The following is a 12,656-nucleotide window of genomic DNA, read 5'->3' as shown; positions in this document are numbered from 1 at the left end:
TGTTGGGCGGGGCGCCGCCCCCCCCCCCCCCCCCCGCGCGCGGGTGCTCCGGGCGCGCCGCCGGCCCCCCCCCCCCCGCCGCTCCCACAAAAGCTGCAAAGCCAAAGGACTCAGCGCTTGCAGGCGCTGCAGATCCGCTCGACCTTGTAGCCCTGCGCGCGCAGCTTCTCGACCACCCCATCGCTGCCCAGCAGGTGCAGTGCACCGACCACCACCAGCGTATTTCCGCGTCCGGGCTGCAGCCACTGCTGCAGACTTGGCAACCAGGCATTGTTGCGGTCCACATTGATCCGCTGATACAGCCCCGGATACTCCCGCTTCATCTGCGCGGCCATGTCCCGCCACAACATCACGTCATCGCCGCGCCGCCAGGCGTCATGCAGCTGGCGGCTTTGTTCATCCCCCTTGTCCACCTGCTCCAAGGCTTCGCGCAACAACTGACGCTGCTCATCGATGCTCATGCTGTCGAGCATGGTGATCTGCGAGGCCGCGCTTTCAAGGCCCATGGCCGGCTTGTTGGCTTGTGCGGCGCGGTCCATCAGATGCCGATCCAGGCCGGACTTCGGATCCAGCCCCTGCCGCGTCATCTGCGCAATGCTGATGGTCAGGCCAACGAACCAGGGCTTGAGCCCGGCCAAACGGTCAACCGGCATGTTGTTGGCCGTACCCCACCGTTCAAGCCGCTGCCAGGTGGCCGCATCAAGATCATCCTTGAGCTGGCGGCCGTCACGGCGCATCGCCACCTGCATCATCTGCGTCGCCAGCTGCGGGGAGTTCATCTCCTCCGGTGACAGTTCGAACAACAAACGCTGTGCAGCGGTGAATGCGCGATCCACATCGCTGGACAATGGATAGTCATCTGCTTTGAGCAGATGGAACGAACCCAGCAGATACAGCTCACTCCCCTGTGCCCCACTGACCTTCCACAGCAGCGGTACCGGTGGCTGCTTCGGCGCCGGCTTGGGCGAAGCTGCGCTTGCCAGCAGCGGCGCGGCAACCAACAAGCTGGTCGCCAACAACATGCCTGCACGCTTGATCCAATTCATGCTGCTGGCTCCTGCTTGGGTTTGGCATAGGCCTTCTCACCGGCTTCCACTGCCATGTCCAGGCGATTCTCCGGCGGCGGCAAAGGACAGGTAGCGAACGGGGTGAAGGCGCACGGCGGGTTGTAGGCGCGATTGAAATCGATCACCACCTGGCTTTTTGCATCCGGCACATCGAGATCGATGTAGCGCCCAGCCGCATAGCTGCCACGACCACTGGTGCGGTCGGCGAAGATCACCTGCAGCGGACGGCCAACATCGCCCAATGCTTCCAGCCGCCAAGTCCGTCCGTCACGTTCGAACTCGATCGCCCCGGCATTGGCCAGCTCGGTGGTCAGCCCGGTGATATCAACAATCGGAATGGTTTTATTGACGTCATGCGGCACGAACCGCGCGGTGATGCGCCAGCTCGGATCCGCCGGCCAGTAATCCAGGTGGGTGAAGTGCAGCCGTGCCGGTGCGTCGGCGTGTTTCACCCGCAAGCCAAAGCGTTCGCCCCGCTCGATCAGGCTCAAACTGCCTTTGTCATCGTCGAAGCGGATCAGCGTCGGCGTTTCAGCATGGTCGCTGTGCAACGGAATACGCCCCTTAACCACCTGCCCATCAACCTTCACCGACACGCCAGGCTCGGGCGCGAAGAACCATGCCTTGCCTACGCGTGTGACCAGCCCCATGCGCGGCGGCCCTACCGCCAAGCGGATACCACTGGTGCTACCGCTGCCGATGTAATGCGCTTTCAGATCCAGCCAGTGCAGCCCAACCAAGCTGGTCCAGCCATCCGGAGCCAACAATTCGGTCAGCCGTTGTTCGCGCCACAGCGCATTGTCGTGCGCGAAAGCAGGCGCGACCTTCGCCGCCTGCGTTGCATTCTGCGCATCATCGCCACAGCCACCGAGCAACATCGCGGCAACCAGAGCCACGCTCCCCACTATGTGTTTCATCAACGCCCCCGCAGGAACCAGCGATCAATTTCAGCCAAGGAGAAGCGCGCCCAGGTCGGGCGGCCGTGATTGCATTGCCCGGAGCGCTCGGTGATTTCCATGTCGCGCAGCAAGGCATTCATTTCGGGAATTGTCAGTCGACGGTTGGCACGCACGGCGCCGTGGCAGGCCATGGTCGACAACAGCTCGTCACGCGCGGTGGCGATGCGCCGGCTCTGGCCGTGCTCGCGCAGATCGCCGAGCACATCGCGCAGCAGGCCTTCCGGCTCGGCATTGGCCAACAATGCTGGAATGCTGCGCACATGCAGCGAGCCGGGGCCGGAACGGGTGACCTCGAAACCCAACGCAGCCAAGGTGGCCGCCTCACGTTCAGCGGTATCGGCATCACGTTCGCCTACCGCCAGGGTCATCGGCACCAGCAGCGGCTGCGCATGCAGGCCGATGCCGTCATGCGCGTTCTTCAGGCGCTCGTAGCCGATGCGCTCATGGGCGGCATGCATGTCCACCACGATCAGGCCTTCGGCGTTCTCGGCCAGAATGTAGATACCGTGCAACTGGGCGATCGCATAGCCCAGCGGCGGCACGCCAGCATCGTTGGAGGTGGGTGGCAATGACGGACCGCTATCGGTCTGGCGCAGCACCTCGGCACCGCTCTCAGCCGGCGAATACAGGGCGGCATACGCCGATGGCGCATCAGCCACCTGCAGGCCCAGCGGCGATTGCCGTGCCTGCCAGTTGCCGCTGCCACCACCACCGCCCGCGCTGCCGCCGGGACGCGAGAGCAAATAGCCGCCCGCGCCAGCGTAGTTTGGTGCCGCCTGCGCCTGTGGATCCGCAGGAAGTGCCTGCGCTGCGGCAGGCTCCATGCCGGCGCGGGTTTCCGCCAGTGCATCCTTCAAGGTGCGATAGACGAAATCATGGATCAATCGCGAATCACGGAAGCGCACTTCGTGCTTGGCCGGATGCACATTGACGTCGACCCGGGTCGGGTCAAGCTCCAGGAACAACACGTAGGCCGGCTGTCGACCGTGGTACAGCACATCGCCGTAGGCCATCTTCACCGCATGGCTGACGCTGCGATCACGCACCGAGCGGCCGTTGACGTAGAGGTATTGCTGATCGGAACTGGCCCGCGAATACTGTGGCTGCGCGATCCAGCCATGCAGACGCAGACCGGCTGCACTGTGGTCCACGCGCAGCGCCTGGCGTGCGAAGTCCTCGCCCAGGGTTTCGCCCAGACGTGCATCCGAGTAGAGATCGCCCGGCTTGTAACGGCGCGAAGGTTTGCCGTTGTGCGAAACACGCAGCTCCACATCCGGACGCGCCAGCGCCAACGAGCGCAGCCATTCTTCGATATGGCCAAGCTCGGTACGCTCGGCACGCAGGAACTTGCGCCGCGCCGGCACGTTGTAGAACAGCTCGCGCACTTCCACCGTGGTGCCCGGCGCGTGCGCACGTGGAGTGACGTCGCCAAGCTTGCCGCCTTCGATCTGCAACGCCGAACCGTGCTCGTCGTCGGCACGCCGCGAGGCCAGGGTGAAGCGGCTGACCGAGGCAATCGACGGCAGGGCTTCACCACGGAAGCCCAGCGTGGCCACCGATTCCAGATCGTCCAGGCTGGCGATCTTGCTGGTGGCATGGCGCGACACCGCCAGCGGCAGCTGTTCGGCGGCAATACCACCACCGTTGTCGCGGATGCGGATCAGGCGTACACCGCCCTCTTCCAGATCAATATCGACCCGCGTGGCACCGGCATCGAGCGCGTTCTCGACCAGCTCCTTGACCACCGAGGCGGGCCGCTCGACCACTTCGCCGGCGGCGATCTGGTTGATCAGGATTTCCGGCAGCGGACGGATCGCATTCATGCCGCACCGCCGGTCAATAGCGGGGCTGTGGCGCGACACGGGAACGAGGTTTGGCGGGGGATCAGACTGACTTCATGCATGCCGACGATGATAGCCGAGCACGGGCCGAACACCGAGACTGGTGCTGGCCAATCGCCATCGCCGGAGGCGCCGCAGCGGCCGCGAGCCACTCCCTTCTCCCTTCGGGAGAAGGTGCCCCAAAGGGGCGGATGAGGGTGCGCCCGCCAGCGACTCCGCCCGCAGCGGCCGGAAATGAACTGCCAGTGCACCGCCGCTGTTTCGCTCTGCCCTCACCCCAACCCCTCTCCCGCGGGGAGAGGGGCTCAAAGCAAGCGCAGACTTACTTGCTACCACCAGCAACAGTGCCAGCTGCAGCATCCATCTCCGCCTGGGCGCGGGCGGCGAACAGGGTGCCCGGCGGCGGCTGACGGCTGAAGAAGGTATGCACGCCATCCAGCACCGCGCCGGCAATGCGACGCTGATAGGCCGGATCGATCAGACGGCGCTCTTCATCCGGGTTGGAGATGAAGGCGGTTTCGACCAGCATCGCCGGCATGTCGGAGGTACGCAATACAGCGAAATTGGCCCGTTCAAGATTGGGCTTGTGGTTGTTGCCGATACGCTTGAGGCCACCCAACACATGCCCCGCCGCATCTTCGGAAGCCTTCATATAGCCGCTCTGGGCCAGATCCAGCAGCACGTTGGCCAAGGTACCCTCGGTGCGGTTGAGGCTGACGCCGCCGATCAGGTCGGCCGAGTTTTCCTTGTCCGCCAGCCAACGCGCACGCTGCGAGGATGCGCCCTTGGTAGACAGCACATAAACCGAAGAACCCGTCGCCGAGCGATTTTCGGCCGCATCGGCGTGGATCGAAATGAAGATGTCAGCCTTGGCCGCACGCGCACGCTGCGCGCGCATCGGCAACGGGATGAATACGTCGGTGTCGCGGGTCAGGTAGGCGCGCAGCCCCGGCGTGGCATTGACCTGGCGGGCCAGCTCACGTGCGACGGCCAGCGTCACGTCCTTCTCGCGCTTGCCGGTGGGCCCGACAGCACCCGGGTCCTGACCACCGTGGCCCGGATCGATGGCCACCACCAGATTACGCATGCCGGGTGCCATGCGAATTCGTGACGCGTCACTTGGCATGGCCGGACGTGGTGCAGGCGTTTCCGCCGCCACAACCGGTGCAGCAACGACAGGTTCAGCCGGGCGGGTGATCGGGGTCGGCACACCGGTGGCAATCGTCGTACGGACCGGGGTGCCCTGACCGCTGAGAATGGCTGCTGGCGAAGACACCGACGACCCCGCCGATGGGCTGCCCGTTGCAGCTGCGACCGGGGTTACCGGCGCGGGTGCAGGATTCGGGGCACTCTGGACTGGAGCCGGCGGCGTGGTTGCCTGCTGGCGCACCGCGGCTGTCAACGCCGCCGTTGCGCGCGCCGCCTCGGCACGCGCTTGCTCGGGATTCACCGCGGCAACGGCCGGCGCTACGGATGCCGCTGGCGTGCTGGCAACAACTGCAGCAGGCACGCGCGGCGCGGTTTCACCCGGCCACTCGATCAGCAACTTGGATTCGGCGCCCTGCCCCTGCATCTGCGGCTTGAACGCGGCCACCGATTCGGCCAGATCAAACACGATACGGAATGTGCCCGGCACCGGATTGCCAGTGCGCACGGCGGTGACCACACCAACGGCCGCCGGCATCTTGAGGCCGCGCACGCCGGTGGAATCGGGGAAATCGATGACCAAACGGTTGGGGCCGGCCAGGCTGATGGTCTTGTAGCTGCCACCACCGGCGAGCTGGATCTCGGCGCGGGTGCCGGTGGCGCCAGCGCTCAAACCCAGCCCACGGATCTCACCGGCCCACGCGGAAGCGCTGGCCAGACACAGGCCGGCGACGGCGACAGACAATGCAAACAGGCGGTTTCCCGTAGTCATGAGCGGATTCAATCACCGGATTTCGGTAATTGCAACATTTTTTCCCTTAATAATCCGCAACCTGCCGTAACTTCCTGTTGTTACAGGGCAGAAAGCCCCTGCAAGTACTCCGTTTTGCGCAACCGCTGCAGCCAAGCTTCACCGGTCGGGCTATGTGCCTGCAACTGCGCACGACGGCCATGGCCGTCGATCTCCAGCGCAACCATCAGATCCAACGGCGGCAGCCCGCCTGCCCCGCGCTCGGGCCATTCGATCAGCCACAGGTCGGCGCTGGCGTCGTCCAGACCGAGGAAATCCAGCTCGCCGGCGTTGCCGATCCGGTACAGGTCCAGATGCCAGGCCTCGCCGCTGTCCAGCGGATAGCGTTCGATCAAGGTGTAAGTGGGGCTGCGGATCGGCCCCAGCACGCCCAGCGCGCGTAGCAGGGCGCGGGCCAGGGTGGATTTTCCAGCGCCAAGGTCACCTTGCAGGTGAACCACCGCCTGCGCGGGCCGGGTCTGTGCCAAGGCCTGACCCAGCAGGTCGGTGCTCTCGGGGTGGGGCAAGGACAATTCGATCATGGGAGACATTATGGATTGGCCAGCGCCCGCAGGTGCGGCAATAGATCGCGTGGCAGCAGCCCGCGCTCACCTTCGCTGGCCGCTGCGTCACCGGCCAGGCTGTGCAGCAAGGCACCGGCACTGGCTGCATCAAACAGCGACAGGCCCTGCGCCAACACGGCGGCGATAGCGCCGGTCAACAGATCGCCCATGCCGCCAACCGCCATGCCCGGATTGCCCGCGGCAATCACCCGCGGCAACTGCCCCGGCGCGGCGATCACCGTGCCGGCGCCCTTGAGCACCACCACTGCCGCATAGCGCGCTGCCAAAGCATGCGCTGCGCCGAAGCGATCACGCTGGATGCTGGCGGTATCGGTACCGAGCAGGCGCGCGGCCTCGCCCGGATGCGGGGTGAGAATCGCCTGCGGCAACGGCCGTGGATCGGCGGCCAGCAGATTCAAACCATCGGCATCCAGTACCAGCGGCTTGCCGCTGGCCAGCACCGCCGACCACAAGGCATGCGCCCAATCATCCTGGCCCAGTCCGGGCCCAAGCGCGATGACAGTGGCGCGTGCCAGCAATGGCGCGAAATCCTCGGAACTATCGACGGCATGCGCCATCGCTTCTGGACAACGCGCCAACAACGGCGCCACATGCAGTGCGCGTGTCGCCACACTGCACAGACCGGCACCACCGCGCAGCGCAGCCTCGGCAGCAAGCATCACCGCGCCACCGCTACCATGGTTGCCGCCGACGCACAGCACATGCCCGGATTCGCCCTTATGGGTATTGAGCCGACGCGGCGGCAGAGCCCGCAGCAACTGCGGCTTGGCCCAGCGCAGCGCGCTCGCGCTGACACCCTCGAATGCGACAGCCGGCACCTCCAGATCAGCCAGCAAGCGCTGCCCGGCATGCTCCAGCGCCGCACCGGTGTGCAGGCCCTGATGCGGCACGATGAACTGCAATACCCGCGCCGCACGCACCGCCGCGCCGGCCACGTTACCGCTGAGCGCATCAACGCCACTGGGCACATCCAGCGCGAACACCGGCGCAGAAGCAGCATTCATTGCTGCAATCAGGGCGCCGTCTTCGGTATCTGGCGCACGGCTGAAGCCGATGCCATATAGCGCATCGACGATCAGATCGGCCTGCTGCAGGCAATGCGACGCGATCTCAACGTGACCGCCAACCGCCAGATAGTCGGTGCAGGCGCGCTGCGCCAAGGCCGTGCGCGGCGACGCCTCCGGCAGGTGCAGCACACTGACATCACGTCCAGACTGGCGGGCGTGACGGGCCAGCACATAGCCATCGCCGCCGTTGTTGCCCGGCCCGCACACCACCACGATACGCCGCGCCTGCGGCCAATACTGCAGCGCGGTCTGCCACGCGGCGTGGCCGGCGCGCTGCATCAGCAGGTAAGCATCGCCGCCCAGGGCAGCGGTCGCTTGCCCATCAATCTGGCGGGCAGCGGTGATATCGAACAATTCGACGGGCTCTGACATGCCGGCAATTCTATACTTGCGCCATGTCTGAAGCCGTTACCGCCGCAAATCCGGCGCAGTTGTCGCTGCGCATCCGCCAGCTTGCCCGTGAGGCAGGCTTCCAGCGCTGCGGGGTCAGCGGCATCGAGCTGGGCGAGGATGAAGCGCATCTGGCCGATTGGCTGGGCAAAGGCCTGTACGGGACGATGGAATGGATGGCGCGCCACGGCACCTTGCGGGCACGCCCACAGGAACTGCTGCCCGGCACGCTGCGGGTGATCTCGGTTGGTCTGGATTACGGTCACAAGGACGATGCCGAAGCCTGGGCAACTTTGAATGATGGCGAGCGCGCCTATGTGGCGCGCTACGCGCTGGGCCGCGATTACCACAAGCTGATGCGCAACCGCCTGCAGAAGCTGGCCGAGCGCATCGCCGGCGAGATCGGGCAATTCGGCTACCGGGTTTTCGTCGACTCAGCTCCTGTGCTGGAGCGCGCACTCGCGCGCAATGCCGGGCTGGGCTGGATCGGCAAACACACCTGCCTGATCGACCGCAACGGCGGCTCCTGGTTCTTCCTCGGCGAGATCTACGTTGACCTGCCATTGCCGGTGGATGTGCCAGCCACCGCGCATTGCGGCAGCTGCACGCGCTGCATCGATGTCTGCCCCACCGCCGCCATCATCGCCCCGCACCGGCTCGACGCACGCCGCTGCATCTCCTACCTGACCATCGAACACGAAGGCGCGATTCCGCTGGAAATGCGCCCACTGATGGGCAACCGCATCTATGGCTGCGATGACTGCCAGCTGGTGTGCCCTTGGAACAAGTTCGCCCGGCGCACCGACGAGCCCGACTTCCGCGCCCGCAACAATCTGGATACCGCCACCCTGCCCGAGCTGTTCGCCTGGGAAGAAGACGAGTTCCTGCGCCGCACCGAGGGCAGTCCCATCCGTCGCAGCGGCCACGAACGCTGGCTGCGCAATATTGCCGTGGCGCTGGGCAATGTCGCGCCCTCTCCCGCCGCAAGGCAAGCGCTGCAAAGCCGCCAGACGCATGCATCCGAAGTGGTGCGCGAACATGTGCAGTGGGCCTTGCAGCGGCATGCCGACGCCACGCAGAAGCCCTGACCCCATTCCGATATCGCCGGCCAGCGCAGTCGCTCCCGTAAGATAGGGGCCGTCAGCTCCGCTGCGCCCCCGGCGCGGCCGAGCGTCCTATCGGCATAGCAGTTGAACCATGACCTCCAGCAACGACGTCCTCACCCCCAACCAGCTCAACACCTTGGCGCGCGACCTTCTGGAGAGCACGTTCCCAATGGTATGGGTGGAAGGCGAACTGGGCAGTGTCAGCCGGCCCGCCTCCGGGCATCTGTACTTCACCTTGAAGGACGCACGCGCCCAGGTGCGTGCAGCGATGTTCAAGCCCAAGAGCCAGTGGCTGAAGTTCCTCCCGCGCGAAGGCATGCGCGTATTGGTGCGCGGCCGATTGACGCTGTACGAAGCACGCGGCGACTACCAGCTGATCCTCGACCACATGGAAGAAGCCGGCGAAGGCGCGCTGCGCCGCGCCTACGACGAGCTCAAGGCCCGGCTCGAAGCCGAGGGCCTGTTTGATCCGGCTCGCAAGCGCCCGCTGCCGGCGCATGTGCGCCGCCTTGCGGTGATCACCTCGCCCAGTGGCGCGGCGGTACGCGACGTATTGAGCGTGCTGGAGCGGCGCTTCCCGATGCTGGAAGTCGAACTGCTGCCGTCACTGGTACAGGGCGCAACCGCGGCACCGCAGATCACCTCGTTGCTGCGCCAGGCCGATGCCAGCGGCCGCTACGACGTGATCCTGCTGACCCGTGGCGGTGGCTCGCTGGAGGACCTGTGGGCCTTCAACGATGAACAACTGGCGCGTGCCGTCGCCGCCAGCAACACGCCGGTGGTCTCGGCGGTAGGCCACGAAACCGACTTCAGCCTGAGCGACTTCGCCGCCGATCTGCGCGCGCCGACGCCATCCGTAGCCGCCGAGCTGCTGGTTCCGGACCAACGCGATCTTGCGCTGCGGGTACGCCGGTTGGCGCAACGCCTGCAGCAGCTGCAGGTACACGCAATGACCCAGGCCATGCAGCGCGCCGACCGCGCCGCCTTGCGGCTGCAGGCACATAGCCCGCAGGCACGGCTGAACCTGCTCAAGCATCGCCAGCAGGCTGCGTTCGCACGCCTGCATGCCACCTGGCAGCAGCAACAGGAACGCCGGGCGGGCCGACTGCGACACGCCGCTACCGTGTTGCGCAGCACCCAGCCACAGCGCCGCTTGAGCGCGTTGGCCGAGAAGCTGGCAACCCTGGCACCACGCGCGCACGCTGCGATGGCACGCCAGCTGCAGCGCGATGCCCTACGTCTGCGCAGCATCGCTCGCTCGCTGGAAGCGGTAAGCCCATTGGCTACCGTGGCGCGCGGCTATTCGATTCTGACCAAAGTTGAAAATGGCGCTCTGGTACGCAGCGCCGGGCAGGTCAAACCCGGCGACCAGCTGCGCGCCCGCTTGGCCGAAGGCGGGCTGCAGCTGCGGGTCGAACAGGCTGACGGCGAACCGGCAGCCGGCGATTCCACTCAGGGCTGAGCCGGCGCCGCATCCCAGCGATCAACAATGATCCGCGCCAGCTTGCTCGGGTCACGGTCGAAGTGATGGCCACCTGGCAGTTCAACCACCTGCATGTGTGCATCACCTCGCAGCTCGCGACACAGACTGTCTTTCTCATCGGTGCCGTAGACACACTGATGGGCAACAGGCTGCAGGCCTGCCAAGGCGGGCTGCACGGGCACTTCCTGGGCGCGGAACCAGCCCAGCCAACCACCCACCCGCACCTCGAAGTCCGCCCCGTGCGCAAGCCCCAGCAGTGATACCAGCCGCACCGAGCGGCGCTGTTCCTCACCGAGCAGCGGATAGGCGAAGGGCAGTATGTCCGCACCAAACGAGTAGCCCACCAGCGCCACGTCATCGACCTGCCAACGCTGCCGATAGGTGCGCAGCACGCTGTCCAGATCCTCGCCTACCTGTGCGGCAGTACGTTCTTTCCAGAAGTAGCGCAGGCTGTTCCAGCCGACGACGGAAATGCCGCGCTGGTTGAGTTCGTGCGCCAAGCCCTTGTCCAGGTCACGCCAGCCACCATCGCCTGAAATCAGCACCACCAACCGCTTGCTGCCGGCGACCGGCATCTCGACCAGTGGCAGGGTGGCCACGCCCTGCGCAGGTGCGGCATCGAGCGCCACCGGCAAGGTGGTCTTGAGCTCCTGCTCGGACAATGACTTGACCGGCACCACGGCCGTCCCGCCGGTGCAGCTGATACCACCGGGACTGGCATCGGCCGCGGTTACCAATGCTGCCGCAAATTCACCGGGGGCCGCGCCGGCCGCACTGTCGCGCACCAAGCCAGCGCTGCTGCCCTGGCCAAACAATACCGGCAGGAAGAACTGCTCGGCGCGCTCGCGCTTGAGCAGCTTCTGGGTCAGCAACGCAGCATCATCGGCCATCGCCCGGCAGCTGCCATTGCCGCCCTGCAATTGCTCGCGATAGCGCGCAGCATCCACCACCGCCACCCATGCGCCGGACTGCGCCAACTGCCCGGCGACATGCATGCGCTGCGCCTGCGGCAACGTCGGGTCGGCGAAATAGATCACCAGACCACGCGCCATTGCAGGCGGCTGCACCACCTGCACCCGGCCATAGCGGCTAGCCTTCATATGCTTGGAATTTGCGCCCCAGCCGCAACTGACCACCACCCCGAGCAACAACATGCCAATACCCAGGCCCAACACTACACCACGATGCATCACAAACCCCACCATCAAATGAAAACGCCGGTGAGCATCCACCGGCGTTCGTTACGTGCTTGTGCAGCCCGCTACGCGCCTGGATTACCTTGCAGCCGGTCCTGCGCTGCAGAAGCGCTGTTTGTACTCCAGCGCCTTGGGCATCAAGGCCTGCAGGTTCTGGATGCGGGTCCCGGGATTCGGGTGGGTGGAAGAAAACTCCGGCGGCGCCTGGCCGCCACTGGCCTGGCTCATGCGCTGCCACAGGGGCACTGCCTCCTCCGGATTGAAACAGGCAGCCGCCGCCAGCATCAGCCCGACCTCATCGGCCTGGGTTTCATGCGAGCGCGCATACGGCAGCAGATAGCCATAGCCCATGGCCGACATCATCATCTGCTGTTGCTGCGCGTCCATGCCGCTGGCGGCACCCGCCATCTGCCCGATCTGGGTCAGCTTCTGCTGGGCCATGCGCTGCGCACCGTGGCGCAGCAGGGCGTGGGCGATTTCGTGCCCCATCACCACTGCCAGCGCATCAGCGTTCTGCGCAACTGGGATCAAGCCGGTATAGACCGCCATCTTGCCGCCGGGCAGACAGAATGCATTGGCTTCGTCGGACTGCAGCACGTTCACGTCCCAATCGAAGTCCTTGGCGAAGTGCTGTGGCTGCAGGCCATGTTCCTGCGCCAACGCAGTCTCCACGACGTCGACCTTGGCGATCAGGCGATTGGCGATCTCACGCACCTGGCGGGCGATCTGCGAGTTGGGATCAACTGGCCGCTCCTGCGCCAGTATCTCCTGATAGGCCTGCAGGCCCATCGCCTTCTCTTCACTGGCGTTGAGCGAGCTGTCGATCAGCACCTTCTCACCGGTATACGGGTCCACCGAGCGGTTGCCGAAGTAATAGCAGCCGCCATAGACCGCGAAGCCCAGCAGGATCACCCAGCGGATATTCCCGAACAGGCCCCCACCACGCCGACGTTGACCGCCATTGCCTTGGTTACCGAAAGGATCTTGTCGCATGCTTGGATTCCGTCTGGGCCGGGTTGGCCTTGGC

Annotated in this window: 10 protein-coding genes; 2 read left to right on the top strand and 8 right to left on the bottom strand. The window is 65.6% G+C overall.

Annotated elements, in window-relative coordinates; translation table 11 throughout:
• Nucleotides 1–110: 110 nt before the first annotated feature.
• The 6 genes from ACVOL0_RS12215 to ACVOL0_RS12190 form a co-directional block, all read right to left on the bottom strand.
• Nucleotides 111–1,046: a TraB/GumN family protein gene (locus ACVOL0_RS12215; protein WP_481549350.1), complete on the bottom strand. Its 936-nt coding sequence runs from the start codon at nt 1,044–1,046 to the stop codon at nt 111–113.
• Nucleotides 1,043–1,984 (bottom strand): DUF1684 domain-containing protein, encoded by a 942-nt coding sequence (locus ACVOL0_RS12210; protein ID WP_481549349.1) that lies wholly within the window; start codon nt 1,982–1,984, stop codon nt 1,043–1,045. The genes ACVOL0_RS12215 and ACVOL0_RS12210 overlap by 4 nt, the downstream gene beginning before the upstream one ends.
• Entirely contained in the window at nt 1,984–3,849 is a 1,866-nt protein-coding gene (mutL, locus tag ACVOL0_RS12205) for a DNA mismatch repair endonuclease MutL (protein ID WP_481549348.1), read from the bottom strand. Before mutL ends, ACVOL0_RS12210 begins: the two co-directional genes overlap by 1 nt.
• A 340-nt stretch (nt 3,850–4,189) precedes the next feature.
• Nucleotides 4,190–5,785, bottom strand: a complete 1,596-nt coding sequence (locus ACVOL0_RS12200; RefSeq protein WP_481549347.1) for an N-acetylmuramoyl-L-alanine amidase — start codon at nt 5,783–5,785, stop codon at nt 4,190–4,192.
• A gap of 80 nt (nt 5,786–5,865) precedes the next feature.
• Nucleotides 5,866–6,345 carry a tRNA (adenosine(37)-N6)-threonylcarbamoyltransferase complex ATPase subunit type 1 TsaE gene (gene tsaE, locus ACVOL0_RS12195; RefSeq protein ID WP_481549346.1) on the bottom strand — a complete coding sequence of 160 codons (480 nt, stop codon included), beginning with the start codon at nt 6,343–6,345 and terminating at the stop codon, nt 5,866–5,868.
• Nucleotides 6,346–6,353: 8 nt separating this feature from the next.
• Nucleotides 6,354–7,826 (bottom strand): NAD(P)H-hydrate dehydratase, encoded by a 1,473-nt coding sequence (locus tag ACVOL0_RS12190; protein ID WP_481549345.1) that lies wholly within the window; start codon nt 7,824–7,826, stop codon nt 6,354–6,356.
• A 23-nt stretch (nt 7,827–7,849) separates the two neighbouring features.
• On the opposite strand from ACVOL0_RS12190, the gene queG reads away from it, so the two are divergent.
• Nucleotides 7,850–8,932, top strand: coding sequence for a tRNA epoxyqueuosine(34) reductase QueG (queG, locus tag ACVOL0_RS12185; protein WP_481549344.1), 1,083 nt, complete (start codon nt 7,850–7,852; stop codon nt 8,930–8,932).
• Between the two features lie 109 nt (nt 8,933–9,041).
• Nucleotides 9,042–10,412, top strand: a complete 1,371-nt coding sequence (gene xseA, locus ACVOL0_RS12180) for an exodeoxyribonuclease VII large subunit (protein WP_481549343.1) — start codon at nt 9,042–9,044, stop codon at nt 10,410–10,412.
• Here the strand turns inward: xseA and ACVOL0_RS12175 are convergent.
• Complete coding sequence (locus tag ACVOL0_RS12175; protein ID WP_481549342.1) at nt 10,403–11,623, bottom strand: virulence factor family protein; 1,221 nt, start codon at nt 11,621–11,623, stop codon at nt 10,403–10,405. The genes xseA and ACVOL0_RS12175 overlap by 10 nt on opposite strands.
• An 84-nt stretch (nt 11,624–11,707) precedes the next feature.
• Nucleotides 11,708–12,622 carry a M48 family metallopeptidase gene (locus ACVOL0_RS12170; RefSeq protein WP_481549341.1) on the bottom strand — a complete coding sequence of 305 codons (915 nt, stop codon included), beginning with the start codon at nt 12,620–12,622 and terminating at the stop codon, nt 11,708–11,710.
• Between the last annotated feature and the right edge of the window lie 34 nt (nt 12,623–12,656).

Source organism: Stenotrophomonas sp. STEN021, from assembly GCF_056760175.1.
Note: the sequence above shows the minus strand (reverse complement) of the source record. Positions and strands in the feature narration are given on the sequence as shown.